This window comes from Ornithinimicrobium carbonis (assembly GCF_050703245.1).
Classification (GTDB): domain Bacteria; phylum Actinomycetota; class Actinomycetes; order Actinomycetales; family Dermatophilaceae; genus Ornithinicoccus.
On sequence record NZ_CP192647.1, the window covers coordinates 3620963 to 3646635 of the forward strand.

Annotated in this window: 20 protein-coding genes and 2 pseudogenes; 9 read left to right on the top strand and 13 right to left on the bottom strand. The window is 73.5% G+C overall.

Annotation, left to right across the window (positions count from 1 at the left end):
* The first annotated feature begins 82 nt into the window (after positions 1 to 82).
* Complete coding sequence (locus ACQ95T_RS18160; RefSeq protein WP_425942376.1) at positions 83 to 3403, top strand: efflux RND transporter permease subunit; 3321 nt, start codon at positions 83 to 85, stop codon at positions 3401 to 3403.
* A gap of 89 nt (positions 3404 to 3492) precedes the next feature.
* Here ACQ95T_RS18160 and ACQ95T_RS18165 read toward each other — a convergent pair whose 3' ends face one another.
* The 3 genes and pseudogenes from ACQ95T_RS18165 to ACQ95T_RS18175 all read right to left on the bottom strand — a co-directional run bounded on the left by ACQ95T_RS18165 (position 3493) and on the right by ACQ95T_RS18175 (position 6745).
* Entirely contained in the window at positions 3493 to 4011 is a 519-nt protein-coding gene (locus ACQ95T_RS18165; protein ID WP_431473857.1) for a BCCT family transporter, read from the bottom strand.
* Between the two features lie 31 nt (positions 4012 to 4042).
* A pseudogene (locus ACQ95T_RS18170) lies at positions 4043 to 5224 on the bottom strand (BCCT family transporter); the annotation flags it as partial.
* Between the two features lie 135 nt (positions 5225 to 5359).
* On the bottom strand, positions 5360 to 6745 hold the full coding sequence (locus ACQ95T_RS18175; protein ID WP_425942380.1) for a glucose-6-phosphate dehydrogenase: 1386 nt from the start codon (positions 6743 to 6745) through the stop codon (positions 5360 to 5362).
* 62 nt (positions 6746 to 6807) lie between these two features.
* Between ACQ95T_RS18175 and ACQ95T_RS18180 the strand changes: the two genes are divergently transcribed.
* Positions 6808 to 7365 carry a DedA family protein gene (locus ACQ95T_RS18180; protein WP_425942382.1) on the top strand — a complete coding sequence of 186 codons (558 nt, stop codon included), beginning with the start codon at positions 6808 to 6810 and terminating at the stop codon, positions 7363 to 7365.
* A 196-nt stretch (positions 7366 to 7561) separates the two neighbouring features.
* Here ACQ95T_RS18180 and ACQ95T_RS18185 read toward each other — a convergent pair whose 3' ends face one another.
* The 8 genes and pseudogenes from ACQ95T_RS18185 to ACQ95T_RS18220 all read right to left on the bottom strand — a co-directional run bounded on the left by ACQ95T_RS18185 (position 7562) and on the right by ACQ95T_RS18220 (position 14938).
* Positions 7562 to 8623, bottom strand: coding sequence for a lactonase family protein (locus tag ACQ95T_RS18185; protein ID WP_425942384.1), 1062 nt, complete (start codon positions 8621 to 8623; stop codon positions 7562 to 7564).
* 34 nt (positions 8624 to 8657) lie between these two features.
* Entirely contained in the window at positions 8658 to 9845 is a 1188-nt protein-coding gene (locus tag ACQ95T_RS18190) for an MFS transporter (protein ID WP_431473240.1), read from the bottom strand.
* A gap of 227 nt (positions 9846 to 10072) precedes the next feature.
* Positions 10073 to 10423 carry a class F sortase gene (locus ACQ95T_RS18195; RefSeq protein WP_431473241.1) on the bottom strand — a complete coding sequence of 117 codons (351 nt, stop codon included), beginning with the start codon at positions 10421 to 10423 and terminating at the stop codon, positions 10073 to 10075.
* Positions 10424 to 10510: 87 nt separating this feature from the next.
* Entirely contained in the window at positions 10511 to 10660 is a 150-nt protein-coding gene (locus ACQ95T_RS18200; RefSeq protein ID WP_431473242.1) for a hypothetical protein, read from the bottom strand.
* Positions 10661 to 10707: 47 nt separating this feature from the next.
* Positions 10708 to 11379, bottom strand: a complete 672-nt coding sequence (locus tag ACQ95T_RS18205) for a hypothetical protein (RefSeq protein WP_425942388.1) — start codon at positions 11377 to 11379, stop codon at positions 10708 to 10710.
* Between the two features lie 329 nt (positions 11380 to 11708).
* Positions 11709 to 13879, bottom strand: a pseudogene (locus tag ACQ95T_RS18210) (cation:proton antiporter).
* A gap of 58 nt (positions 13880 to 13937) precedes the next feature.
* Entirely contained in the window at positions 13938 to 14234 is a 297-nt protein-coding gene (locus ACQ95T_RS18215) for a hypothetical protein (protein WP_425942392.1), read from the bottom strand.
* Positions 14235 to 14260: 26 nt separating this feature from the next.
* Positions 14261 to 14938, bottom strand: coding sequence for a hypothetical protein (locus tag ACQ95T_RS18220; protein WP_431473243.1), 678 nt, complete (start codon positions 14936 to 14938; stop codon positions 14261 to 14263).
* Between the two features lie 309 nt (positions 14939 to 15247).
* Between ACQ95T_RS18220 and ACQ95T_RS18225 the strand changes: the two genes are divergently transcribed.
* Positions 15248 to 16369, top strand: a complete 1122-nt coding sequence (locus tag ACQ95T_RS18225) for a hypothetical protein (protein WP_425942396.1) — start codon at positions 15248 to 15250, stop codon at positions 16367 to 16369.
* 75 nt (positions 16370 to 16444) lie between these two features.
* On the opposite strand, the gene ACQ95T_RS18230 is transcribed toward ACQ95T_RS18225, so the two are convergent.
* A complete protein-coding gene (locus ACQ95T_RS18230) occupies positions 16445 to 17059 on the bottom strand; it encodes a biotin transporter BioY (protein ID WP_425942398.1) in 615 nt (204 codons plus the stop codon).
* A gap of 336 nt (positions 17060 to 17395) precedes the next feature.
* Between ACQ95T_RS18230 and ACQ95T_RS18235 the strand changes: the two genes are divergently transcribed.
* The 4 genes from ACQ95T_RS18235 to ACQ95T_RS18250 all read left to right on the top strand — a co-directional run bounded on the left by ACQ95T_RS18235 (position 17396) and on the right by ACQ95T_RS18250 (position 22445).
* Entirely contained in the window at positions 17396 to 18415 is a 1020-nt protein-coding gene (locus ACQ95T_RS18235; protein WP_425942400.1) for a 6-phosphofructokinase, read from the top strand.
* A gap of 100 nt (positions 18416 to 18515) precedes the next feature.
* Entirely contained in the window at positions 18516 to 19706 is a 1191-nt protein-coding gene (locus tag ACQ95T_RS18240) for a M20 metallopeptidase family protein (protein WP_425942402.1), read from the top strand.
* Complete coding sequence (gene ilvA / locus ACQ95T_RS18245; RefSeq protein ID WP_425942403.1) at positions 19703 to 20992, top strand: threonine ammonia-lyase IlvA; 1290 nt, start codon at positions 19703 to 19705, stop codon at positions 20990 to 20992. The genes ACQ95T_RS18240 and ilvA overlap by 4 nt, the downstream gene beginning before the upstream one ends.
* A 67-nt stretch (positions 20993 to 21059) precedes the next feature.
* Positions 21060 to 22445 carry an MFS transporter gene (locus ACQ95T_RS18250; protein WP_425942405.1) on the top strand — a complete coding sequence of 462 codons (1386 nt, stop codon included), beginning with the start codon at positions 21060 to 21062 and terminating at the stop codon, positions 22443 to 22445.
* 217 nt (positions 22446 to 22662) lie between these two features.
* On the opposite strand, the gene ACQ95T_RS18255 is transcribed toward ACQ95T_RS18250, so the two are convergent.
* Positions 22663 to 24531 (bottom strand): MMPL family transporter, encoded by a 1869-nt coding sequence (locus tag ACQ95T_RS18255; RefSeq protein WP_431473244.1) that lies wholly within the window; start codon positions 24529 to 24531, stop codon positions 22663 to 22665.
* Between the two features lie 155 nt (positions 24532 to 24686).
* On the opposite strand from ACQ95T_RS18255, the gene ACQ95T_RS18260 reads away from it, so the two are divergent.
* Both ACQ95T_RS18260 and ACQ95T_RS18265 read left to right on the top strand, forming a co-directional pair.
* Positions 24687 to 24869: a hypothetical protein gene (locus ACQ95T_RS18260; RefSeq protein ID WP_431473245.1), complete on the top strand. Its 183-nt coding sequence runs from the start codon at positions 24687 to 24689 to the stop codon at positions 24867 to 24869.
* A 365-nt stretch (positions 24870 to 25234) separates the two neighbouring features.
* A complete protein-coding gene (locus ACQ95T_RS18265) occupies positions 25235 to 25672 on the top strand; it encodes a MarR family winged helix-turn-helix transcriptional regulator (protein WP_431473246.1) in 438 nt (145 codons plus the stop codon).
* The last annotated feature ends 1 nt before the right edge of the window (position 25673 follow it).

A 25673-nucleotide genomic window follows, 5' to 3' on the forward strand; every position in this document is an offset into this window, starting at 1 on the left:
TGGACGGGCGGTGGACGGGGGACTGAGACCTCTGTCCAACGTTTAGGGGGAGGCTAACCGTTGGCCGTAGGCTTGGCATCCTATGTCACGCCTCACGCTGTTCAGCGTCCGCAACCGGGCCCTCATCGCGCTGACCACCCTCTTCGCCGTGCTGGCCGGCCTGTGGTCGACGGCGACGCTCCCCCGCGAGCTCTTCCCCTCCCTGCAGTTCCCGGTGCTGGCGATCACGACCGCCGTGCCCGGTTCGGGCAGCTCGGTCGTCGAGGAGCAGGTCACCGAACCGCTCGAGGTCGTGGCGCAGGGCCTGCAGAACGTCGTGGAGGTCACCTCGACGAGCACCGACGGCTTCTCCTCCGTGGTCGTCGAGCTGGACTACGGCACCGACCTGGGTGCCGCCCAGACCTCCCTCCAGCGGACGGTGCTGGCCGCCTCGACCGGACTGCCGGAGGGCGCCGAGCCGCAGATCTTCGCGGGGAACCTCGACGACTTCCCCATCATCCAGCTGGCCGCCGTCGGCGGGCAGGACAGCGACCCCCAGGACCTCGTCGACCGCCTCGAGCGCCTGGTCCTCCCGGAGATCGAGGACATCGACGGCGTCCGCGCGGTCACCCTCTCCGGCGTCGCCGACCGGGTCGTCACGATCGACCTCGACGAGGAGGAGGCGGTCGAGGTCGGTGCCGACGTGGCCGCGGTGGCCCAGCTGCTCCAGGCCAACGGCGTGGTGCTCCCCGGGGGCACGGTCCTGGACGGTGAGCGCGAGCTGCCCGTCCAGGTCGGCTCCCGGCTGACCTCGGTCGAGCACATCGCGGCCCTGCCGCTGCTGACCCAGCAGACCGCCGGCGCCCGGCAGGCCGCCGCCCAGCAGGAGGCTGCCGCCGCCGAGGCCGAGAGCGCGGCCGAGGAGGCGGGCACCGCGGCCGAGGAGGCCGCGGCCGCCGCGCAGGCAGACCCCACCGACCCGGCCCTGGCCCAGCAGGCCGCCGCCGCGGCGGCCGCCGCGGAGCAGGCCGGCGCAGGCGCCGAGCAGGCCCGGGCCGCCGCCGACGACGCCGAGGAGGTGGAGGTCCCCACCCTCGGGGACGTCGCTGAGGTGACGCTGGAGTCGCGGGAGGCGACGGCATACACGCGCACGAACGGGGAGCCGAGCGTGGGTCTGGCGATCACCAAGACCCCGGACGGCAACGCCGTGGACGTCTCGCGCGCCCTGGCCGACCTCGAGGAGGAGGTGGGCACGGCGCTCGACGGCGGGGAGCTGATCACCGTCTTCGACGGTGCGCCCTTCATCGAGAAGTCGATCGAGGACCTGGCGACCGAGGGCCTGCTGGGCCTGGGCTTCGCCGTCCTCGTCGTGCTCGTCTTCCTGCTCTCGGTCCGCCTGACGCTGGTCACCGCGGTGTCGATCCCGCTGTCGCTGCTGCTGGCGCTCATCGGGCTCCAGGCGCTGGGCTACAGCCTCAACATCCTGACGCTGGGGGCGCTGACCATCTCCGTGGGCCGGGTGGTGGACGACTCGATCGTGGTCGTCGAGAACATCAAGCGCCACATCTCCCGGGGCGACGAGCGGCGCACCGCCGTCGTGGAGGCCACCCGCGAGGTCGCCGGCGCGATCACCTCCGCCACGGTGGCCACCGTGGCGGTGTTCCTGCCGCTGGGCTTCGTCACCGGACAGGTCGGCGAGCTCTTCCGGCCCTTCGCGGTGACCGTGGCACTGGCCATGCTCGCCTCGCTCCTGGTGGCCCTGACGATCGTCCCGGTCCTGGGCTTCTGGTTCCTGGGCGGCCGGGGCCGGCACGGCGGGCGCGAGCGGGTCGGCGACGCCGACGACACCGACGCCGACGACTCCCCCGACGTGCTGCAGCGGGCCTACCTGCCGGTGCTGCGCACCGCCCTGGCACGGCCGTGGCTGACCCTCGGCCTGGCCGGGCTGCTGCTGGCCGGCACCGCCTACACCGCCACCCAGCTCAAGACCGACTTCATCGGCAGCTCCGGGGAGAACACCCTGCAGGCCACGCTCACGCTGCCGACCGGCACCCAGCTGGACCAGACCGACGAGGAGGCCGCGCGCGTGGAGCAGTGGCTGGCCGAGCAGGAGGAGGTGGAGTCATACCAGGTCGTCGCGGGCAGCCCGGGCGGGATCGAGGCGGTCTTCCTGGGCAGCGGGGCCAACACCGCCACCTTCGCGCTGACCCTGGCCGAGGGGGTCGAGGGTGAGGCCTTCGGGGCGACGATGGCCGCCCGGTTCGAGGAGGACCTGCCCGAGGGAGCCTCGCTCGTCGCCGCCGCCGGCCAGCAGATGGGCACCTCCAACCTGGAGGTCGTCGTCCAGGCCCAGGACGAGGACGACCTGCGGGCCGCCGCCGGCCAGGTCACCGAGGTCATGGGTGACGTGGGCGCCACCGACGTGACGAACAACCTCACCGACACCGTGCCCGCCCTGCGGGTGGAGGTGGACCGGGCGGCCGCGGCCGAGGTCGGGGTGGTCGAGTCCCAGCTGGGGCAGGTCGTCCAGGCGGCCACCGACGGGGCGCGGGTGGGCCGGGTCGAGCTGGACGCCCAGCAGATCGACGTGCTCCTGCGACAGGGTCAGGCTCCGGACGTCGAGGCGCTCGCCGCGCTCGAGGTCGCGACCGACACCGACGGCGAGGCGGTGGTGCTCGGGGACGTCGCCGCGCTGGAGACCGTCGAGGAGGCGGTGTCCATCACCCGGATCGACGGGCTGCGGGCGGCGACGGTCGAGGGCCGGCCGACCGGTGACGACCTGGGCGCCACGAGCGCCCGGCTGACCACCGCGCTGGAGGGGCTGGACCTGCCGGAGGGCGTCCAGGTCGAGGTCGGCGGCGTGAGCGCCGAGCAGGCCTCGGCGTTCCGGTCGCTGGGCCTGGCGCTGCTCGCCGCGATCGCGATCGTCTACCTGGTCATGGTGGCCACGTTCAACTCGCTGGTGCAGCCGCTGATCCTGCTCGTGTCGGTACCGTTCGCGGCGACCGGGTCGATCGCCCTGCTGCTCGTCACCGGGTTCCCGCTGGACGTGGCCTCGCTGATCGGGCTGCTCATGCTCATCGGGATCGTGGTCACCAACGCCATCGTGCTCATCGACCTGGTCAACCAGTACCGCGACCGGGGGATGGACCGCCACCAGGCCGTCGTGGAGGGGGCCCGGCACCGCCTGCGGCCGATCGTCATGACCGCCGCCGCGACGATCCTGGCGCTCACCCCGCTGGCGCTGGCGGTCACCGGGGGCGGGGCCTTCCTGTCCCAGCCGCTGGCGCTGGTGGTGATCGGCGGCCTGATCAGCTCCACGCTGCTGACGCTGATCCTCGTGCCCGTGCTCTACGAGCTGGTCGAGCGGGGCGCCGCCCGGATCGGCGGAGCCCGGCAGTCGCGGGACCCGCGGCAGGCCTGAGGGGGCCGGTCACGGCATACCCGGGGTATGCCGTCAGGGCGCGGGTGGGCTCCCGGCACGCCGGTCGTCGGGGCCGCCCGGGTCCTCCGTCACCACGGTCGCGCCCCCTCGCCCTCGCGCACGTCCTGGGTGGACGCCGTCGAGTTGTCGGCCGGGCCCTGCGCGGGCGGGGGCGTGGTCGTGCCCGCACCCACCGTGGGCGCGGTCGCGCCGTCGCCGGCGTCCTCCTTCGGCATGATCGCGCTCTCGCTCGCCGGCACGACGCCCTTGCGGACGACGAACGGTTCCTCCCGGAAGGCCATGACCAGCATCGGGACCATGGCGAAGACCAGGACGAAGACCGGCAGACCCATGACGGTGATGACCTGCTGCAGCGAGGCGAGCGCCTCGTCGCCGCCGAGGACGATGAGGCTCGCCGCCACCGCCCCCTCCGAGACGCCCCAGAACACCCGCTGCCGGGTCGGGCCACCCTCGGCCTCGCCGGAGCAGAGCATGTCCACGACGAGCGAGGCGGAGTCGGAGGAGGTGGCGAAGAACAGCGCGACCACGACGATCGCGATGCCTGAGGTCAGGGTGGCGAGCGGGAAGTTGTCGAAGAAGGCGAACATCGCCAGCGGCACGCACGCTCTCGGCCACCGCCGCCGAGAGGTCGCCGCCGCTGCCGCCGATGCCGTCGAGCTCCATCGCCGACCAGCCGAAGATCACGAACCACACCAGGGTGAAGAGGGACGGGGCCACCATGACGCCGCCGATGAACTCACGGATGGTGCGGCCCCGGGAGATGCGGGCCAGGAAGATGCCCATGAACGGCGACCACGTGACGGTCCACGCCCAGTAGAAGACGGTCCAGCCGCCCTGCCAGCCCCAGCCGCCCTCCTTGGAGAAGTCGGCCGTGGCGTCGTTCCAGAAGCTCAGCCGGACCACGTCCTGCAGGTAGTAGCCCAGGCTCTCGATGATCTGCCGCAGCAGGAAGACCGTCTCCCCGGCGAAGAGCACGAACAGCATGAGGCCGACCGCGGTGAGGATGTTGAGGTTCGACAGGCGCTTCACACCCTTGTCCAGCCCGGCGACGATGGAGGCGGTGGCCACCAGGGTCAGGACCGAGATGATGACGACCCGCAGCCAGACGGCGTCCTCCAGGCCGGTGAGGGAGCTCAGGCCGGCGCTGATCTGAGAGGTTCCCAGACCCAGCGACACCGCCAGGCCGAAGATCGTGCCGAGAACCGCGAAGACGTCGATGGTCTTGCCGGCCGGCCCGTGGATGCGCTCCTTGAGCAGGGGGTAGAACGCGGAGGAGAAGCGCAGGGGCAGACCCTTGCGGTAGACGAAGTACCCGAACGCCAGCCCCGGGAGGGTGAAGATGGCCCAGGTGTGGATGCTCAGGTGGTAGAGCGAGATGCTCATCGCGCTGCGCGCGGCCTCGACCGAGTAGGGCTCGACACCGGTGAACGGCGGGCTGGCGAAGTGCGACATCGGCTCGGCCACGCCCCAGAACATCAGGACGGTGCCGATGCCGCCGGCGAAGAGCATCGCGAACCAGGACAGGTTCGTGTAGGCCGGCCGGTCGTCGTCGTCGCCGAGCCGCAACGACCCGTAGCGGCTGAAGGCGACCCAGATGAGGAAGACGACCCAGCTGGTCACCCCGAGGATGAAGAACCAGCCGAGGTGGGTCACGACCCAGTCGCGACCCTGGCCGAAGATCTCCCCCAGCGGGCCGGGGAAGGCCAGCAGCAGGATGAGGATGACGATCATCAGTCCGGCGGACCAGAAGAAGATCTGCGGGTTGGTCCGGAGGCCGAGCCTGCGCGCGAGTTCGTCCATGCCAAACCACCTTTGCGTACGCGCCGCCCCTTGTCCACCGTCCGATCGGAGCGGCCGACCCGTCGACCTCGACGAGCGTCACCGCTGCCTTCAGTCTCGGCACGGGCGCGCCACGGACCGAGCCGGTGGTCCGGCTCAGTCCGTGGCGGGGATCTCGTACCAGCCGTCCGGCCCCGCCGTCCCGGCCGCGTACTCCTCCATCGGCACCTCGTCCGCGCGCCAGGCGTCCAGGACCGGCTCGACGATCCGCCACATCTGCTCGGCCGTGTCTCCGCGGATCGACAGCAGCGGGTTGCTGTCGAGGATCCCGCCGAGGACCTCGCCGTAGGGCTTCATGCGAGGCTGGCCGAGCGGCGTGCCCAGCTCCTTCTGCTCCAGGTCGAACGGGTCGCCCTCGGCGTTGACCGAGATGTCGAGGGCCACCGCGCCCGGGCGCAGCTCGAGCTTGAGCCGGTCGGGAGCACCGCTCTCGGTCAGGCCGTCCGGGATGTGCGCCGGGGCACGGAAGGTCACGGTGATCTGCTTGTTGTCGTCCCCGAGGGCCTTGCCGCTGCGGAGCACGAACGGCACGCCCGCCCAACGCTGGTTGCGCACGTGGACGATGAGCTGGGACAGGGTCTCTGTCCCCCGCTCCGGGTCGACACCCTCCTCCGCGGTGTAGTCGGGCACCTCACGGCCCTCGATGGTGCCGGCGGTGTAGCGGGCCCGGCGCGAGGCCGTCACGGGGTCGCCGCCCCACAGTGCGGTCGCCCGCAGCACCTGGGCCTTGAGCGAGCGGATCTCGTCGGGGTCCATGCTGGCCGGCGACTCCATCGCGAACATCGCCAGCACCTGCAGGAGGTGGGACTGGGTCATGTCGGTGAGGGCGCCGGCCTTGTCGTAGTAGCCGGCCCGGCCCTCGAGCGCGAGCGACTCGTCGTAGCAGATGTCGACCCGCTCGATGTGCTCGGCGGTCCACAACGGCTGGAAGATCCGGTTGGCGAAGCGCAGCCCGAGCAGGTTGAGCACGGTGTTGACGCCGAGGAAGTGGTCGATCCGGAAGATCTGGTCCTCGGGCACGACCTTCCTCGCCTGCTCGTTGAGCTGGATGGCGGTCTCCAGGTCGTGGCCGAACGGCTTCTCCATGGCCAGCCGGGTACCCTCGGGCAGGTCCATCTCGGCCAGCAGCGCGCACACCCCGACGGTGACCTGGGGCGGGAGGGCGAAGTAGATGACCAGGCCCCCGGGCACGTCCGCGACCAGCTCCGTCAGCTGCTGCGGGTCCAGGGCGTCGGTCTGCTGGTAGCGCGCAGCACCCACCACGCGCTCGGCCACCTCCTCCTGAACGTCGGCCTCCTGCAGGGAGTCGGACACGCGCTGCTTCCACTCCTCCTGGCTCATCTCGGCGCGGTCGGCGCCCAGGACGACGACGTGGCGGTCGGGCTCGATCCGCAGCAACGAACCCAGGCCGGGCAGGAGGAGCCGGCGGGTCAGGTCTCCGGAGGCGCCGAGGATGACGAGGGTCGTGGGTGCGTCTGCCATGGCGCACAGTGTGGCACCGAGGAACGGGGGACGGCGCGTCGGCCGATATCCTGGGAGGTGCGATGGGCACCGTGACGGCTAGCCAGGGCCAGTTCTTCTGGGAGGGGCACGGCTTCCTCGTCGCCTACCTCTTCCTTTTCGCGGTCGCCATGCTGCGCGGGCAGGCCACCTACTGGCTGGCGCGCGTCGTCACCGAGCAGACCCTGCGGCGCACCCGCCCCACGGAGGGCTGGAAGGCCGGGGTGCACCGCTGGCTCCGGGGCGACGGCGTGGCGCGGGGACGCAGCTCCATCCAGCGGTGGGGGCTGGTCACGATCCCGCTGGCGTACCTGACCGTGGGGTTCCAGACGATGGTCCTGGCCGCCGCCGGCATGCTGCGGATCGCCTGGCCCGTGTTCACCCTCGTCCAGGTCCCGGGGGCGCTGGCCTGGGCGGGGATCTACAGCACCATCGGGTTCGCGCTGTGGGGTGCCACGATCGCCGCCATGGCCGGTCAGCCCCTCGCCCTGGCGGCCCTGCTCGCCCTGGTGGTGGTCGTCGGAACGACCCTGGCCGTGCGGCGACGGCGCCGGGACGCCACCCCTGCGGTCGCCGAGGACCGGCGGACACCGCTGTCGTGACACGCCGGTCGTCCGGACGACCGGTGTGTCACGGGACTGCCGCGTCAAGACAGCGGAGGTCCCTGCGTTCGGAGGATCTTTCCACCGACCGCCACGAGTTTCGTCGCATCGAGACGAGACGTCGCACCGCGACGAGGTCTCGTCGCATCGGGACGAGCTTCGTCGCATCGACGGAGGGCGGTCCTCCCAGCCCCCGCTAGCCCACCCAGGTGGGCGCCGACCAGGCCAGCGAGTGGCCGGTCTTCTCCAAGAGGCCCTCGTCGGTGGACCAGACGTCCACCGACCCCTCGCGCTCGGCGGCGACGAGGAGCAGGTCGCCCTCGTGGCCGGGAACCCAGCCGATGAACCGTGGCCAGTGGCCCGTCACGACCTGCTGGCGCAGCTCCAGCAGCCCATCGTCGTCCACGGCGTAGACCGAGACGGTGTCGGTGCCCCGGGTCGAGACGTAGAGGTGCCGCCCGTCCGGTGACACGACGATGCCGCCCGTCGTCGTCTCCCCCGGACCCGGACCCTCGGGCGCGGTGGTCATCGTCTGCACGACCTCCCAGCTCCGGCGAGCGCCGTCCCCGTCCGCGCCACCCCGCTCAGCGCCGTCCCCGTCAGCGCCGTCCCCGCCGCCACCCTTCCGCCGGACCACGTGCACCGTCTGGTCCAGCTCGCCGACCACCCACAGCAGGTCGTCCCGGTCCGGGGCGAGCGCGAGGTGCCGCGGCCCGCTCCCGGTCGGCAGCACGATCTCCCCCACGTGCCGCAGCGCCCCGTCGACGACCTCCAGCTCGGGCACCCGGTCGGCGCCCAGGTCGCAGACGAGCAGCCGGTCCTCCCCCACGAAGACGGCCTGGTGGGCGTGCGACGAATCCTGCCGATCGTGCGGCCCATCCCCCTCCAGCTGCAGCTCGTCGACCAGCTCCAGCTCCTCCCCCGCCGCGACCAGCCCCAGGCTGCCGCTGACGTAGTTGCTCGCGACGAGCCACCGGCCGTCGGGCGAGAGCGCCAGGTGGGCCGGTCCCATCCCTCCGCTGTCCACCGACGAGACCACGCCCTCCTCGGGGTGCACCCGGACCACGGACCCCCCGTCGGCCTCGCTGACGGCATACCCCTCCTCGGTCCCCGCGATGCGCACGAGCCAGGAGGGCGCGGCCGGGCCCGGGAGGGCGACCGCGTCCCCGAAGCCGGTGGTGGGGTCGTAGTCGACCCTGCCCCAGCCGGACCGGTCCGTGGGCTGGTCCTGCGTGTATCCACCCAGGTGGAGGGTCATCGCGGCTCCTTCTCGCTCGGGTCTGGTGGTCGCGCTACCCCATCGTGGCAGCGCGACCGCGCCGGTGCACGAGCAGGGAGACGCCCAGCACGGCCAGCCCGCCGACCGAGAGCGCGGCGCCGACGAGCGAGGGCGCGCGGTAGCCGTACCCGCCCGCGATGACGAGGCCACCCACCCACGCGCCGAGGGCGTTGGCCAGGTTGAGCGAGGAGTGGTTCATCGCGGCGCCGAGGGTGCGCGCGGAGCCGGCGACGGCCATCAGGCGCAGCTGGAGCGCGACCACCCACGCGGAGCCGGAGACGCCGATGACGGCGAGCGTGAGCAGCGCCGGCACCAGCCAGCGGGAGGTCTGCCAGAAGGCCAGCAGCGAGACCGCCGAGCCCAGCCCCCTGATGACCAGCGTGCGCAGCACCGACCAGTCGCTGAGGCGCCCGCCGAGCCAGGTGCCGAGCAGCGAGACCGCGCCGTGCACGAGGAGGAACACCGGCACCCAGCGCTGGTCCAAGCCGGCGACCTCGGTGACGGTGGGCGCGATGTAGGAGTACATCGCGAACATGCCGCCGAAGCCGATCGCCCCGACGAGCAGCGACAGCCAGAACTGCAGGTTGCCGAACGCGGCGAGCTCGGTGCGGTAGGACTGCTCCGGCCGCCCCGGGGTCCAGGGCACCCAGACCCGCACGAGGTATGCCGTGAGCGCGCCGAGGGCGGCGACGGCCCAGTAGGTGGCGCGCCAGCCGAGCTCCTGGCCGGCGAGGGTGCCGAGCGGGACGCCCAGCACCATGGCGATCGGGATGCCGAGCATCACGGTACCCACGGCGCGCCCTCCCTGCCCGGGCGGCGCGAGCGCGACCGCGACGAGGGCGGCCAGGCCGAAGAAGCCGCCGTGCGGCAGGCCGGCGAGGAAGCGGGCGACGATGAGCAGCTCGTAGGTCGGGGCCAGCGCGGTGAGGGCGTTGCCGACGGTGAACACGACCATGAGGACGATGAGCACCGCGCGCCGCGGCATCCGGGCGGTCCCGAGGGCGATGAGCGGCGAGCCGACGACCACCCCCAGCGCGTACGCGGAGATGGTGTGCCCGGCCATGGGGATGCTGACCCCGGCCCCCTCGGCGATCTGCGGGAGCAGGCCCATCGTGACGAACTCGGTGATGCCGATGCCGACGCCGCCGGTGACGAGGGCCAGGAAGGCCAGCGTCCGGGCGCGGGCGTCGATCGCGGGCATGGTCAAGGGACCCCTCCAGGGGGAGCACGACGGTGGGGGAGTCCCGGCTGGGACCCCTCCAGGGTACGCGTCCTGCCGCCGGCGGTCGCCCCGCGCTCAGGGGCGCGGGTGGGGGCGGCCCTGAGCGCGGGTGGGGGTGCCCTCGGCCGCAGGTGGGGGGGTCGGCCCTCGGCCGCAGGTGGGTCGGCCCTCGGCCGCAGGTGGGGGCCGCCCGAGCCCCGGGGCGGTCAGTCCTCGACAGCCTCGGCGATGGCCACGAAGTTGGCCTTGCGGTGCCCGTCGTAGCGCTCACCCAGCGAGTCGTCGCAGGTGATCAGCGCGATGCGGGCCACGTCGTCCTGGTCGCCCCAGACGTCCGCGTTGGTCTGGAGGCCCTCCTTGGACACCTGTGTGGTGTGCGTGACGACGAACTCACGGACGTCGCCGTCGGCGTAGCCCACCTCCACGACGTCACCCTCCTCGACCTCCCCCAGGTCGTAGAAGACGTCCGGCTCGTCGTGGTAGATCATGTGCGCCGCGATGACGGCGGTGCCGACCTGGCCGGGGACGACGCGGCCGGTGCCGGTGTACCAGATCATGTCCCCCTGGTCGGGGTTGATCGTGCCCTGCGCGGTGAGCCCCTCGGGCTTGATCGGCTCCTCGTCGAGGTTCGCGTCGGCCAGGGCTCACCCACGCGCCGGCGCGTCCGCCCCCTCGGCCGTGACACGGCCAGAGGTCCCCGCCAGCGCCCCCACCGCCTGCACCGTCAGCGTGCTCAGACCGAGCGTGCTGACGAGCAGGGCGGTGGGGACCAGGAACGAGGGACCTCGGGTCACGTCACTGCTTTCCGGGTATGCGGTGCACCTGGCGGTTCAGGGTCGGTTCAGTGCTCGCCGGCCCGGCGACGCATCGCCCAGCCCGCGGCGCCGGCGCCACCCAGGAGGAGAGCGGCTCCACCCATCAGGCCCATGTTCGGGCCGGCGGGGGTGGCAGGACCGTCGGTCTCGACGGGGGGACCGGTCGGCTTGTCGTCGTCCTTGTCCTTGTCGTCGTCCTTGCCCGGGTCGGTGGGCTCCTCGGGGTCGGTCGTCGGGTCGTCGGTCTCGGTGGGCTCGTCGGTCTCGTCGCCGTCGCCCGGGGTCACGCCGTTGTCGTCGTCGGCGACAGCCTGGCAGACGATGGCGTGGGTCACGTTGCCGGGCGAGGATCCGGGCAGCTCGTCGTCGTAGGAATAGGCCCCGTAGCCGTTCCAGTTGAGCACCTGGTAGTCCTCAGCGACCTTGAGCACGACGGCGATCCACTCGTTGTCGTCCTCCAGGAGTGGCCCCCAGCCGCCCTCTCCCTCTTCGAAGATCTCGATGTCGCTGGAGTCGAAGCCGCCGGGTTGGGTGGATACGTGGCAGCTGACGCTCGAGAAGTTCTGGTTCTCGAAGTACTCCTCCCAGAAGTCGGCCTGCGGCTGGCCCGGGATGGCGGAGGCGCCGGCAGCGCCGGCGAAGAGGACGGCGGCGGCCCCAGCACCGGCGGCCAGCCCTCGAAGGGTCCTGGTGCTCATGACGTTCCTTTCCACGGCGACGCGTGGGCGGGCCCCACTCGTCCTGCTGCTGATCTCGGTAGTCACATGAGTCACAAACAACACACATGTAACTTCAGGCGCACAGGCACCATAGCCGGAGATCGCCCCACCGTGCACGCCCGGGTCCGGCGTGTCGTCGGAGGGCCCCGCGGGGACCGTCATGCAACGACAGGCCTGCACCCGGATCCGCCTGACGGAGGCCCTGCTCCGCCCTGATGGCCCGGCCACCTCCCCGCCCCCGGCCCCGGTCGGCCCGTCCCCGGGTCCAGCTCGCGGCCGGCCCGCCCCTGGCCCCGGCCCCGGTGCGCTCAGCGGTCGGCGTCCGGCGCCTCGCTCCCACCTTCGCTCTCGGCCACCTCCGGCTCCGGCTCCGGCTCCGGGTCGTCGTCGCCCGGACGTTCGGTCAGCTCCCTGACCTGGTGCGTCGCGGCGCCGCGGGCCTTGACGAGCGCGACCAGCGCGACACCGGTCTGCGGCACCGTCGTGTCCGCGGTGACCACGCGGGCCACCCCGTCCTCGACGACGAACATCAGCACGGCGTCCGGCTCCCGCTCCAGGAAGGCGTCCAGAGGGTGCTGCTCGGTGAGCTTGGTCTGGCGCACCTGCATGCCCTCGCGGATGCGGTCCTCCAGCTCGGGCGAGGACAGCGGCGGCCAGAAGGCCACGTTGGTGCTCAGCTTCGTGGCCGTGCGGCGTTTCGCCTGCGCCGACCCCTTCTGGACGGGGGCCTTGTCCATGGACCGGCGCCGTCCGTTCCCGGCCCCGTCGCGCTCGCTCCCGCTCCCGCTCCCCCGGTTCGCGCTGCCCCGCTGGCCGTGCCGACGGTCCCCGTGCTTCTTCGCCGCCTGCTTCTCCGCCTGCGCCCGCTGCTTCTCCTGCGGGCTGCTCCCCTCGGGGAGCGGGTCGGCCTGGCGCCGCACGGTGAAGGTGCGCTGGGACCCCAGCGTGTGGGCGAACTCCCGGGCGGCGGTCGAGTTGGTCTCGTCGTCGAACGTGCCCGCCACCAGGGACCCGATACCGGCCAGCTCCATGTCCTCCACGGCGTACTCCGACAGGATGTGCGTCCGCTCGACACGCAGGCCGGACAGCCGGGCCTGCATCACCTCGGCCGGGGAGAGCGAGACCAGCAGCGTCGGGACCTTCAGCTTCTCCAGCACGGCCGCCGACTGCCGCGCCCAGGTCGGGGCACCGGCGAAGAGCACCCCGTGCGGGGTGGTGGTCGCCAGGCCGAGACGCTCCGCCAGCCGGCCCACCCCCAGGCCGTAGACCGCCACGGTGATGACGATCGTCATGAAGACGAGCGGGACGAGGTCCGCCGAGGCGAGGACGAGGGCTTCCAGCCGCTCGGCCTGGGCCTCCAGGCGCAGCAGGTCGGTCGGGTCCAGACCGCCCTCCCGGCTGGCGAGCAGCGCCTCCTCCGAGGCGTGCTCCAGCTCGAGGGCGAAGATGCTCGTGACCGCCGCCGCGACGATGCCCCGCGGCGCCATGAAGGACAGCAGGGTGCGCTCCTCGCGGGTGGCCGACGTGCCCATCAGCCCCAGCCAGATCGAGGCCGGCCGCACCACGAGGATGAGGATCGTCACGAAGACGAGGGCCGTGGGCAGCACGCCCAGGACCTCGGCGGGCGAGAGCCGGCCCGCGAGCAGGACGAAGAGCGTGCCGACGATGAGCACCTGCAGGTGCTCCTTGAACTCCCGGACGTGGTCCAGGCGCAGCCCGGGCCGGTTGGCCAGGAAGATGCCCAGCATCGTGACGGTGAGCAGCCCGCTCTCGGTCTGCATCTCGTTGGAGATCACCAGCGCCGCGACGGAGACCGCCAGGAAGACCGTCCCCTCCAGGAAGTCGGGGATCCAGTGGCGGCGCAGGGCCACCTCCAGCGCGACGCCCAGGACGAGGGTGATCACCGTCGCGACGAGGATCGTGCGACCGAGGGTCCACAGCGCCGTCCCCAGCGCCGGCTCCGGCCCGCTGATGATGACCGCCTGGAAGACCAGCACCGCCAGGATCGCCCCGATCGGGTCGACGATGATCCCCTCCCAGCGCAGCATCGAGGAGACCCGGCGGGTGGGCCGCAGCTGCCGCACGATGGGCGCGATGACGGTGGGGCCGGTGACACGAGCAGGGCCCCGATGAGCAGCGCCAGCTGCCACCCCACGCCGACCACGATCCCGGCCGCCGTGATGAGCAGCCAGGCGAGCAGGACCGTGACGGTGCACAGCCGCAGCACGGTCTGCCCCAGGCCCCGCAGCTCCCGGAAGCGCAGCGACAGCGACCCCTCGAAGAGGATGATGCCGACGGCGATGTTGACCCCGGCGAAGAGCAGGTCGCGTCCCAGCACCGCCTCGGGCGAGACCAGCTGGCCCAGCAGGAAGCCCCCGACCAGCAGCAGCAGGATGGAGGGGACCTTCAGCTTGTAGGCGATCAGCTGGAACGCCGAGGCCAGGCCGAGCACCAGGGCCAGGTAGGGGGCGACAGACACGGGTGCCAGTGTGCTGCATGACCCTCCTGCGGCGCACAGGTCTGTGCGTCGGTCGGTCTCAGGCGCCGGTCGTGCCCTCCTCGTGGACCGGCTCCAGCAGCCCCACGCCGAGCAGCGTGGCCACCACCTCCAGGGTCGTGACCAGGGTCTCGCCCTCCGGCGGAGGTCCGAACACCTCCTCCAGCACCTCGGCCAGCTCGGCCACGGTCAGGGCCACCCGGGCGCTCTCCCGGACGACCGTCCCCAGCGCCGAGACCCGCTGCACCTGTCCGTCGAGCAGCACGAGCGACTCCCCCTCGCGGTGCAGCTCGTCGTGGGCGACGACGGTGCGCACCCGGGTGAAGGGGGACGGCACACCCCGCGGTGTCCCCCGGGCCGGCGTCACCACGGCGACCTCCGGGCGCAGATCTCGGCGGCGAGGGGCTCCAGCCCGCTCACCTCGGCGTACGTCGCGCGCCGCGCGCCGCCGGTGCGCTCGAGCACGTCCGCCAGCCAGCGCAGCGGCCCGTCGGTGCGCATGAAGCCGGAGGACTCGGGGGTCAACGCGACGACCGCGTCGAGGGTGTCGAGGGGCTCGAGCTCGACCGGGCCCGCGTGCTCGGCGTCGCGGCGCAGCACGACGATCCCGGCCACCCAGGGCTCGGCGACCGGCGCTCGCAGCCCCACCTGCCCGGGCGCCTGCTCGTCCTTGACGCCCGCCCAGTCGGGGCGCCGGGTGGACAACGGCTTCAGGTATGGCGTCACGCCCCCGTCGCGGCGGATGCCCACCGTCTCGTCGCTGACGTAGGTGCGGGTCGGCCCGAGCGTGCGGCACAGCGTGGTCTTGCCGGTGTTCCCGGGGGCCACGAAGACGGCGGTCGCGCCGGTGACCGGGTCGGCCAGGGCGGCGGCGTGCAGCATCAGCAGGTCCCCGGTCCGGGCGGTGATGACCGCATGGGTCACGGCCTGGGTCAGGTGCTGCAGCAGCCGGCGGGGGTCGCTGTCGGCGACGGTGCGCGCGCCGCGGGTCCACGGCGGCGGGGTCTCCTCCGGGGCGAGCCGGTGGGCGCGGACGACCACGGTCTCCGGCGCAGGGCCGGACGCGGCGTCGGGTGTGACATCTGGGGCGGCGTCGGTTGCATCGGCAGCGGCGTCGGGCGCGCGGCGTCGGCAGCGGCCGGGCGCAGGGCGAGGTGCCACCGGTCGCGCAGCTGGGCCGCGAGCTCCGGGGCGGCGTGGCCGGTGACGTGCAGGTCGACGTCGGTCCCCAGCGCGTGCAGGGGCACGACAAAGGATGGCTGTTCGGACGGGCCGGCCGGCGGCTCGACGTCCGACGGGCTGGCCTCCACGGGGCCAGCGTAGGCGAGAGGCCGGGGCTACTCTCGCGGTGTGGACGTGCCCGCCGACCCCCAGCAGGCCCTGGCGCACGCCGTCCAGGAGCTGTATGCCGCCCCCGCGGCCGAGTTCGTCACGACCCGGACCGCCCTGGCCAAGGAGCTGCGCGCGGCCAAGCACCGGGAGGTCGCCAAGGAGCTCGGCGCCATGCGCAAGCCGAGCGTCTCCGCCGCAGCGGTCAACACTCTCGTCCGCGCCGAGGACGCGGTGGTCGACCGGCTGGTCGACCTGGGCGGGGCGATGCGGCACGCCACCTCCGCCTTCGACGGGAGGGCGCTGGCCGCGCTGCGCTCCGACCGCGACGAGCTGCTGCGCGACTGGGTGCGGGCCGCGGCCGAGCACGCCGAGGGACCGCTCACGGCCGCGGTCGAGGCGGAGGTCCGGGACACGGCCGTGGCCGCGCTGGCCGACGCCGCCGCCACCGAGGTCGTCACGAGCGGGCACCTGACCCGGGCCCTGTCCTACAGCGGGTTCGGCGAGGTCGACCTGGCCGACGCCGTCGCCCGTACGAGCACGGGCGTGGTGCTGACCCGGATCGAGGGTGGCCGGGTCGACGAGGAGGACGGCGTCGGGGACGCGGAGGGGCAGGACGGGGCGGCCGAGGCCGAGGCCGACGACGGCGACGGCGACGGCGAGGATCTCGACGGCGCCGAGGACGGGGCCGAGGACGGCGACGGTGACGAGGACGGGGCCGAGGACGGCGACGAGGACGGCGAGGACGGCGAGGACGAGGTCGAGGAGGATCAGGAGGACGACGAGCAGCAGGACGACGAGGCCGATGAGCCGCCGGACCCCGACGTCGACGCCCTCGAGATGGAGCTGGACGAGGCCGAGAAGGTCGTGGCCGCCGCCAGGGCCGAACGCCGCCGGGCCGCTGCGGCCGAGACGGAGGCCGAGGACGAGGTGCGGACGGCGGCCGAGGTGGTCGCGCAGGCCGAGGAGGCCCTGCGGGAGGCGCGCGCGGAGCTCACCGCCGCCGAGGAGTCCCACGCCCGCGCCCAGGACGGGCTGACGCAGGCGCAGCAGGGACGCGTCGAGGCGGAGGAGGCCCTGCAGGCGGCCCGTCGGCGGAGGGACGAGGCGCGGGTCGCGCTCGAGGAGGCCGAGGACGCCTGACGAACCTGCGCGCGGTCAACCGCCGCGGCGCACGAAAGGTGGCACCGGCGGGTCGTCAGTGACGTGCGGCGAGCTTCAGCGGCCGGTGCGGCTGTCGAGCAGCTGCACCAGCTTCCAGGCCAGCGGGAGGGCCGCTGCGGCCATGCCCGCCTTGATCAGCCCGGGGACGATGAAGGGCGTGATGCCGTAGGCGGCGACCGTCGCCAGGTCGGTCAGCCCCAGCACGCCGGCCAGGTAGGGCACTCCCACGAGGAAGGGCATGACCGTCGCGGCGCAGAAGCCGGCCATCGCCAGCAGGGGGCGACGGTCCCAGGCCCGCTCGGCGCACCAGCCCGCGACCGCGGCCGCGAGGATGAACCCGACGATGTAGCCGAACGACGGGGCCAGCACCATCGCCGGTCCGCCACGACCCTCCGCGAACCACGGCACCCCCGCCAGTCCGACGACCAGGTAGGTGGTGAGGGCGGCCGCCCCGCGGCGCATGCCCAGCGCGGCGCCGACGAGCATCACGGCCAGCGTCTGCCCGGTGATCGGCACCGGCCACATGGGCACCGTCAGCTGGGCCAGCACACCGACGACGGCCGCGCCGGTGGCGACCAGCGCGACGTCCGTCATGGTGGAGCTGCGGGGCAGGATGCGGTCGGCGAGAACTCCGGCACCCGGGCGGGTGCTCACGGCGGCGGTCGTCACGAGGATTCCTCCGGAAGGTGCGGCGGGCGGCGTCGGCCCGTGCGGGACGGTGCCGTTCCGGCCCGTGCGGGCGCGGTCTGGCGGACAGCCTGCCACACCCCCCGCACGACCCGCCGGTAACCCCCGCAGACGGCCGCGGAGCGGTCGCTGGCCGGCCGCGGAGCGGTCGCGGAGCGGTCGCGGAGCGGTCGCGGGGCGGTCGCGGGGCGGTCGCGGAGGCGACCGTGCACGGCATACCCTGGGAGGTGCACCGACGCCGGTCACCCTCCAGGGTGGTCGGCGTCTCCCGTCCCAGCCCCCGACCCCGCGCCCGCCCGGCGCCGAGGATGGACCCCCATGAAGATCGCCCTGCTCACCGCCGGTGGAGACTGCCCCGGCCTCAACGCCGTCATCCGGGGCGTCGTGCTCAAGGGTGACCGGATCTACGACCACGAGTTCGTCGGCGTGAAGGACGGCTTCCGCGGGCTGGTCGAGGACGACATCGTCCCGCTCCCCCGCCAGCGCGTGCGCGGCCTGTCCAAGGTCGGCGGCACCATCCTGGGCACCTCGCGGGTCAGCCCGATCACCAACGGCGGCACGGCGCGGGTCAAGGAGGTCATGGACAAGCACGAGATCGAGGCCCTGATCGCCATCGGCGGCGAGGGCACGCTGACCGTGGCCCGGATGTTCCACGACGACGGCATCAACGTCGTCGGCGTGCCGAAGACCATCGACAACGACCTGTCCGCCACCGACCGCACCTTCGGCTTCGACACGGCGGTGTCGGTGGCGACGGAGTCGATCGACCGGCTCCGGACCACCGGCGAGGCGCACAGCCGCTGCATGGTCGTGGAGGTCATGGGCCGGCACGTCGGCTGGATCGCCCTGCACGCCGGCATGGCCTCAGGCGCCCACGTCATCCTCATCCCCGAGGTGCCCGTCACCCCCGAGCAGGTGTGCGAGTGGGTGCAGCACGCGCACGACCGTGGCCGCGCGCCCACCGTGGTCGTCGCCGAGGGGTTCACCTTCGCCGGCCAGGCCCGGGTCGAGAGCGACCAGAGGGACAGCTTCGGCCGGCCGCTGCTCGGCGGCGTCGGCGACCAGGTCACCCGGCTGATCGAGGAGCGCACCGGCATCGAGACGCGCAACACCACGCTCGGCCACCTGCAGCGCGGAGGCGTGCCCAGCTCGTACGACCGGGTCCTGGCGACGCGCTTCGGCACCGCCGCGGTCGACGCGGTCAGCAACAAGCTGTGGGGCACGATGGTGGCGCTCTCCGGGATCGACATCTCCCACGTCAACCTCAGCGACGCCACCAGCCACCTCAAGACGGTCCCGCGCGACCAGTGGGACGAGGCCGCGATCCTCTTCGGGTGAGGGGTGTGGCGCTCGCGGCGGGGGATGCCGTGTCCGCCCCGGGTGGAGTCGGGTCCGCGACGGGGTATGCCGTGGCCGTCCCGGTCGTAGGCTGGTCGGCATGAGCCTGATCGACGAGGGACGCGCGCTGCTGGACGACCTGGTGGCGCTGCGCCGCGAGCTGCACCGCGACCCCGAGGTCGGCCTGGACCTGCCCCGCACCCAGCAGCGGGTGCTCGAGGCGCTGGAGGGGCTCCCCCTGGAGATCACCACCGGCGAGGGAACGACCTCCGTGGTCGCGGTGCTGCGCGGCGCGCGGCCGGGCCCGACCGTCCTGCTCCGGGGCGACATGGACGGCCTCCCGGTCACCGAGAACACCGGCCTCGACTTCGCCGCCACCACCGGCACCATGCACGCCTGCGGCCACGACCTGCACACCACCGGCCTCGTCGGCGCCGCGCGGCTGCTCAGCGCCCACCGCGAGGAGCTCGCCGGGTCGGTGCTGTTCATGTTCCAGCCGGGCGAGGAGGGCTACGGCGGGGCCAAGGTCATGCTCGACGAGGGGCTGCTGCAGGCCAGCGACCAGCAGCCGGTCGCCGCCTACGCCATCCACGTCTCCCCCGGCCCGCGCGGCGTCTTCTGGCAGCGCTCCGGCCCCGTCATGGCGGGGTCGAACGTCCTGGAGATCACCGTCCACGGACGCGGCGGCCACGGATCCCAGCCGCACAAGGCGGCCGACCCGGTCGCCGCCCTGATGGCGGTCGGCACCGCCCTGCAGACGATGGTCACCCGCCGCTTCGACGCCAGCGACCCGGTCGTGCTCTCGGTGACCCGCCTGCGGGCGGGCGAGGCGGTCAACGTGATCCCCGGTTCGGCGACCCTGGGCGCGACCGTGCGGACGCTCTCCGACGCCAAGGTCGACGCCGTGCGCGCGGAGGTCACCCGCGTGGCCGAGGGGATCGCGGCCGCGCACGCCTGCACCGCGGAGGTGTCCCTGCAGGTCCAGTACCCCGTCACGGTCAACGACCACGACGAGACCGCCTGGGTGGCCGAGCGGCTGGTCGAGGCCTTCGGGCAGGACCGCGTGGAGGAGCGGCCCTCCCCCCACATGGGCTCGGAGGACTTCTCCTTCGTGCTGGCGCAGGTGCCCGGCACGTTCTTCTTCCTCCAGTGCAGCCCGCCGGAGGTCGACCCGGCCACCGCGCCGTACAACCACTCCGCCGAGGTGCTCTTCGACGACTCGCTCCTGGGCGACCAGGCGGCCGCCCTGGCGATGCTGGCGATGGGCCGGCTCGCCCGGGAGGAGGTATGACGCAGCCCGGCACCCACCCGCACGCGGCGGGCGCGCACGACATACCCCTGCCCGCGGCGGACGAGGTCGACGCCGCGGCCGACCGGATCCTCGGCAAGGTGGCCCGCACCCCCCTGCAGCGCAGCGAGCGCCTCTCGGCGGCGACCGGCGCGACGGTCTGGCTCAAGCGGGAGGACCTGCAGCCGGTCCGCTCCTACAAGGGGCGCGGCGCGGCCAACCTCATCGCCCAGCTGGACAGCGAGCAGATCTGGGCGGGCGTCGTCTGCGCGAGCGCGGGCAACCACGCCCAGGGCGTCGCGCACGCCTGCGCCACGCTGGGCGTCAGTGCCCGGATCTACCTGCCGGCCAACACCCCGCGGCAGAAGCGGGAGCGGGTCGCCGCGCTCGGCGGCGACTGGGTCGAGGTCGTCGTCGGCGGTCAGACCTACGACGAGGCCGCCGCGGCCGCGCTGGCCGACGTGGAGCGCACCGGGGCCACGCTGATCCCGGCCTTCGACCATCCGCACACCATCGCCGGGCAGGGCACGATCGCCCGGGAGGTCGTGGAGGACCTGCCCGGGGCACCGGACGTCCTCGTGGTGCCGGTCGGTGGCGGCGGGCTGCTCGCCGGCTGCCTCACCTGGCTCTCCGAGCGCCACCCCGGCGTCCGGGTCGTCGGCGTCGAGCCGGCCGGGGCGGCCAGCATGATCGCCGCCACCTGGGCGGGCGGCCCCACCACGCTGCCGGAGATCGACCGGTTCGTGGACGGCGCCGCCGTCGCCCGCGCCGGCGACCGGACCTATCAGGTCGTGGCACGGCACACCCCCGAGCTGGTGTCCGTCCCGGAGGGGGCGATCTGCACCGAGATGATCGCGCTCTACCAGACCGAGGGGATCATCGCCGAGCCCGCCGGGGCGCTGGCGGCGTCCGCGCTCGACCAGCTGGACCTGGCGCCCGGGCAGCAGGTCGTGGTCGTGGTCTCCGGGGGCAACAACGACCTGCTGCGCTACGGCGAGGTGATGGAGCGCTCGCTCATCCACGAGGGGCTCAAGCACTACTTCCTCGTCGACTTCCCGCAGGAGCCGGGGATGCTGCGGCAGTTCCTCGACGAGGTGCTGGGGCCGGACGACGACATCGCGCTGTTCGAGTACGTCAAGCGCAACAACCGCGAGACCGGCCCCGCGCTCGTGGGCATCGAGCTCGGGCGCCGGGAGGACCTCGCCTCGCTGCTGGAGCGGATGGAGGCCAGCTCGATGGACGTCGAGCCGATCCCGGCCGACAGCCCGCTGTTCCGCTTCATCCTGTGAGCCGCGTCGCCGGCGGGGTCCGCGCCCGCCGCGTCGGCCACCCCCCGTCGCTGCGTCCGGGACGCCGGTGAGCGCCGGCCGGGCCCTCGTCGACCTCAGCCCGCTGCGGGTCGGGACCTACCGGCGGGTGTGGGCCAACGGGCTGCTGGCCGGGCTGGGCATCCAGGTCGCCACCGTCGCGGTCCTCTTCCAGGTGTGGGACCTGACCCGCAACCCCTTCTGGGTCGGCGCGATCGGTCTGGTGCAGGCGGTGCCGCTGATCGTCTTCGGGCTGGTCGGGGGTCCCCTGGCGGACGTGCTCGACCGCAGGCGGGTGGCGCTGTGGTCCACCGGTGGGCAGTCGCTGGCGGGGCTGGCCCTGGCCGGTCAGCTGGTGCTGGGGGCCTATCCCCTGCCGGTGCTGCTGGGGCTGGCCGGGGTGCAGTCGGCGTTCAGCGCCGTGGGGGCGCCGTCGCGACGGACCTTCGTCGTCCGGCTGCTGCCGAGGACGCTGGTGCCGGCCGGCATCGCGCTGCTCATGCTGACCTTCCAGGCCTCGATGCTCGTGGGGCCGGCGCTGGGCGGGCTGATCCTCGGTGCGACGTCGGCGGGCGTGTGCTTCCTGTTCAACGGGGTGGCGCTGGCGGTCGCGTGGTGGGCGATCCGGGGGCTGCCGCCGCTGCCGCCCCGCCCGGCGCGGGGCCGGACGGAGTCCGTGGCGGACGAGGCCGGAGACGCTGCGGCTGCGGCCCCGCCGTCGGCCGTGGCACCGGAGGGGGCGGCATCGGAGGGGACGGCGGCGGAGGGGACGGCCGCGGAGGGGACGGCCGCCCGGGTATGGCGTCGCACCCGCCGGGGGGTGGTGATGCTCGCGGACGGCATCGGGACGGTGCGCGGCGACCCGGTCCTGCGCGGGTCGTTCCTGCTCGACCTGGCTGCGACGCTGCTCGCCTTCCCGGTCGCCCTCTTCCCGATGGTCAACCAGGAGCTCTTCGACGGCGATCCGCGCACGCTGGGGCTCTTCCTGTCCGCGGTCGCCGTCGGTGGCATGTCCGCCGGCGCGACGTCGGGCCTGATCACCAGGGCCGACCGGCTGGGGCGCATCCAGGTGGGTGCCGTCGCCGCCTGGGGGCTGGCGCTGCTGGGCTTCGGTGCCGCTGCCTGGGCCGGTCAGGCCTGGCTCGTCCTGGGCTTCCTGGCCGTGGCGGGGGCGGCGGACACCGTCTCGGTGACCTCCCGCGCGGCGATGGTCCAGCTCGCCACCCCGGACGAGCAGCTCGGCCGGGTCTCCGCGGTCGAGCACGTCATCGGGCTCGCCGGTCCGGACGTCGGCAACGCCCGCGCGGGAGCGGTCGCCGGTCTCACGACCCCGGCGGCCACCGCGGTCCTGGGGTCCCTCACCTGCCTGGCGCTCGCCGCCTGGGTGGCGGCGACCCACCGGGAGGTGGCGGCCTTCCGGGTCAGCGGCCGGTGAGCGCGGGCGCCGGCAGCGACTGGGGGGTCCGCAGCGGCGTGTGGTGCACAGTGCCACGGCGTTGCGGCGTGTCCCGGCCTGGAGCACGGATCCTGCAGCACGCGACACGCAGCAACGGGGACGCCACCAGGTCGAGCGCACACTCAGCCGGTCGGCCCCATCAGCCGGTCGTCCGGCCAGCCCCGGCAACCCGACCAGTCCATCAACCCGTCAGCCGTCAGCTTCCGACGGTGACCGGCTCCCGGGCCTCGCCGGACCGCTCGACCGGCTCGACCGGCTCGACCTTGCGCGGCCACCAGAACGTGGGGCCCAGCACCCGCACGATCGCGGGCACGAGCACGGTCCGCACCACCAGGGTGTCCATCAGCACACCGATGCAGATGACCACGCCGATCTGGGCGAGCACCACGAGGGGCAGGACGCCCAGCACCGCGAAGACGGCGGCGAGCAGGATGCCGGCGCTCGTGATGACGCCACCGGTGGCCCCCAGCGCCCGCAGGACTCCCTCGCGGGTCCCGTGGACCCTGGCCTCCTCCAGCGTCCGGGTGATGAGGAAGATGTTGTAGTCCACCCCCAGCGCGACGAGGAAGAGGAACGCCAGCAGCGGCATGCTCGCGTCGATCGCGCTGAAGCCGAAGATGCCGGTGAACAACCACCACGAGACACCCAGGGCGGCGGTGAACGTGGCGACCACGCTGGCCACGAGGATGATCGGTGCCAGCACCGACCGGAGCAGCCCCATGAGCGCGACGAGCACCAGCACGAGGATCAGCGGCATCACCACCCACCGGTCGCGCACGTTGCCCGCGCTCTCGTCGGCCGACGACGCCGCACCGCCGGTCACGTAGGTCTGGTCCTCACCCTCCAGTTCGGCCCGCACCTCGGACACCGTCCGCGTGGAGGCCTCGCTGCCCGGGTCGGCCTCGAGGACGACCTGGACCTGACCGATGCCCTCGACCGGGTCGACGGCCGTGGCAGAGGTGACCCCGTCGACGTCCCCGACCCGCTCGGCCAGCTCCTCGACCACGGCCGCGTCGTCGGTCCTCGTGACGACCAGCACCGGGTCCGAGGTGCCGGCCGGGAAGGACTCACCGAGCCGTTCGGAGGCGGTGATGGCCTCGGGCGTCTCGAGGAACTGGTCCTCCGGCGCCAGCCCGCTGACCGTCTGGGTCAGCCCGAAGGCCATCGCCGCCAGCACCCCCAGCGTCACCAGGATCGAGACGCCGGGCGCCCGCGCCACCGTGTCACCGATCCGCCGCCACAGGGACCGGGACTCGCTGAGCAGCTGCTGGCCCTCGCGGGGCACCTGCGGCCAGAAGATCCACCGGCCGAAGACCACCAGGGCGCCCGGCAGCAGCAGGAGCACGCCCAGGACGGCGACGACGACACCGACGGCGGAGGCCAGCCCCAGCCCGCGGGTGCTCGGGAAGACCGACAGCAGCAGGCTCAGCACGCCCACGACCACGGTGCTGGCGCTGGCGATGACGGCCTCGGACGCCCGGCGCAGCGCGACCGCCATGGCTTCGTGCCGGTCGGCGTAGCGGCGCAGCTCGTCGCGGTAGCGCGAGATGAGCAGCAGCGCGTAGTTCGTCCCGGCACCGAAGACCAGGACCGAGAGGATGCCGATCGTCGACTCGTCCCACGGCACGTCGACCCACGCCAGCACCCGGGTCGCCACGGTCGCGGCGACCTGGTCGGCGATCCCGACGACCACGAGGGGGACGATCCACAGGATCGGGCTGCGGTAGGTGACGATCAGCAGCAGCGCGACCACCGACGCGGTCACGGCGAGCAGGGTGATGTTGGCTCCGTCGAAGACCGAGGCGAGGTCGGCCTGGATCGCGGCGGGCCCGGTGACCTGGGCGGTGACCCCCTCCGGCACGGCCTCGTCCAGGTCGGCCCGCAGCGAGGTCACGACCTCCTGCGCCTCGCTCGCCGACGGGGCCTCCAGGGTGAGCACGCTCAGGGCCGCGGTGCCGTCCTCGGACGGGATCACGGGTATGCCGCCCTCCGTCACCCCGGGCGGGGGGCCACCCGCGCCCTCGGTCCCGGTGTCGGCGCCCGCCCGGAGGCGCTCCCGCGGCATCCTCGGCCCCGGTGTCGACGCCCGGAGGCGGACCTGCGCCGTCCTCACCCTCGGTCTCGACGCCCGGGGGAGGTCCGGCCTCGCCTCCGCCCTCGGCCCCGCCCTCCGGCGCCCCCGCGACGGGGGCGCCCTCACCGGTGTCGTAGGTCTCGGCGATGCCGGCCATCACCCCGCCCAGGCCGGGGAGGTCCTCGGCGATCTGTCCGTCCTCGCGGGTGAACAGCACGATGGCGGTGCTGCTCCCCTCGTCCGGCAGCTCCCCCAGCAGGGCCTGGCCCTCCGTGCTCTCGAAGCCGGCCGGCAGCGTGGAGAGCGGGTCGGGGGTGCGCTCGGCCTGACCGAGCCCGGCGATCATCCAGCCTCCGAGGATCAGTCCGACGAGCGCGATGATCCAGCTGCGTCGGCCGGTGAGCAGACGCACGAGGGCGTTCGCGTTCATGGCAGGTCCTTCCGGGATAACGTAGGCTTGGCATTCAAGCAACTGTCTAACTAAGTGAGCAAGTTCATGAGCGAGCGTAGCACTGAGGGACGTGTTCGTCACACCCTTGTCCAACCTCGCGACGGAGACCACGCACCGACCCGCCCGGGGCAGGTCGATGGCAGCGACCACGGCCGCAGCGGGGAGCACGGCAACGCTCATGCGAGCCCGGGCGGGGAGCACGGCAACGCTCAAGCCGGCCCGGGCGGAGAGCACAGCCGGTGGGTGGGGTCGTGGGAGCGCAGCGAGACCCTGGACGCCCTGCGCAGCCTCCTGGACACCAGCCGCCGGGCCACCCCCGCGCTCGCCCGGCGGGCCGAGCTCTCGCACAACGAGGCCGCCGTGCTCGAGCACATCATGGACGAGCCCACCGGCCCCACCGAGCTCGCGCAACGGCTCGGCGTCACGTCGGCCGCGGCCAGCGGCATCGTCGACCGGCTCGTGGCCCGGGGTCACGTCGAGCGGCAACCGCATCCAAGCGACCGCCGTCGCACGGTCGTCGTCGTCGTGGCCACCGGTTCCGGACGGGAGGAGATGCTGGGCCACCTGATGCCGATGTTCGTCGACCTGGCCCGGCTCGACCAGGACCTCTCGGCGGACGAGCGCGAGGTGGTGCTGCGCTTCCTGCGGGCGGCCGACCGAGCCGTCTCCCGTCTCCTCTGAA

Coding starts and splice junctions, on each gene's coding strand:
- ACQ95T_RS18160 (WP_425942376.1), top strand. CDS start 83: ATGTCACGCCTCACGCTGTTCAGCGTCCGCAACCGGGCCCTCATCGCG.
- ACQ95T_RS18165 (WP_431473857.1), bottom strand. CDS start 4,011: ATGTTCGCCTTCTTCGACAACTTCCCGCTCGCCACCCTGACCTCAGGC.
- ACQ95T_RS18175 (WP_425942380.1), bottom strand. CDS start 6,745: ATGGCAGACGCACCCACGACCCTCGTCATCCTCGGCGCCTCCGGAGAC.
- ACQ95T_RS18180 (WP_425942382.1), top strand. CDS start 6,808: ATGGGCACCGTGACGGCTAGCCAGGGCCAGTTCTTCTGGGAGGGGCAC.
- ACQ95T_RS18185 (WP_425942384.1), bottom strand. CDS start 8,623: ATGACCCTCCACCTGGGTGGATACACGCAGGACCAGCCCACGGACCGG.
- ACQ95T_RS18190 (WP_431473240.1), bottom strand. CDS start 9,845: ATGCCCGCGATCGACGCCCGCGCCCGGACGCTGGCCTTCCTGGCCCTC.
- ACQ95T_RS18195 (WP_431473241.1), bottom strand. CDS start 10,423: ATGATCTGGTACACCGGCACCGGCCGCGTCGTCCCCGGCCAGGTCGGC.
- ACQ95T_RS18205 (WP_425942388.1), bottom strand. CDS start 11,379: ATGAGCACCAGGACCCTTCGAGGGCTGGCCGCCGGTGCTGGGGCCGCC.
- ACQ95T_RS18235 (WP_425942400.1), top strand. CDS start 17,396: ATGAAGATCGCCCTGCTCACCGCCGGTGGAGACTGCCCCGGCCTCAAC.
- ACQ95T_RS18240 (WP_425942402.1), top strand. CDS start 18,516: ATGAGCCTGATCGACGAGGGACGCGCGCTGCTGGACGACCTGGTGGCG.
- ilvA (WP_425942403.1), top strand. CDS start 19,703: ATGACGCAGCCCGGCACCCACCCGCACGCGGCGGGCGCGCACGACATA.
- ACQ95T_RS18255 (WP_431473244.1), bottom strand. CDS start 24,531: ATGCCGCGGGAGCGCCTCCGGGCGGGCGCCGACACCGGGACCGAGGGC.
- ACQ95T_RS18260 (WP_431473245.1), top strand. CDS start 24,687: ATGCCGGCCATCACCCCGCCCAGGCCGGGGAGGTCCTCGGCGATCTGT.